This window comes from Mesorhizobium tamadayense, from assembly GCF_003863365.1.
Taxonomy (GTDB): Bacteria; Pseudomonadota; Alphaproteobacteria; order Rhizobiales; family Rhizobiaceae; genus Mesorhizobium; species Mesorhizobium tamadayense.
Window position 1 is genome coordinate 1 of the sequence record NZ_RQXT01000260.1, and the last position, 395, is coordinate 395.

Annotated in this window: 1 protein-coding gene; it reads left to right on the plus strand. The window is 56.5% G+C overall.

Going from position 1 to position 395, the window contains the following annotated elements; translation table 11 throughout:
- Positions 1 to 25: 25 nt before the first annotated feature.
- The coding region (locus EH240_RS37585; protein ID WP_245436723.1) for an SDR family NAD(P)-dependent oxidoreductase at positions 26 to 395 on the plus strand (370 nt) is incomplete at its 3' end.

Sequence of the window (395 nt, forward strand, 5' to 3'; positions counted from 1 at the left end):
GGTCGCAAAACTAGAATCCTATGGCGTGGCAGCCGCCTATCTGCAGTCCGATATCACTGATGTTTCCCGACATGAAGAAACGGTAACGGGCATCCTTTCGCGATTTGGTCGTGTCGATTGCCTTGTTAGCAATGCCTCCATGGCAGTCGTACCAGGTGACTTCCTCGACCTGGTGCCGGCGGACTTCGATAAGACGATCGCGATGGACCTAAGGGGAACGGTGTTCTTTACGCTTGCTGTGGTCAAGGCAATGCTCGTGAGGGGCGCGGCGGATGTACCCAGGTCCATCATCAACATCACGTCGGTCTCACCCGAGGTAAGTTCGCCCGAACGCGCGGACTATTGCATCAGCAAGGCCGAGCTGGCGGCATTCTACCAGGCGGTGGCATTTCGTA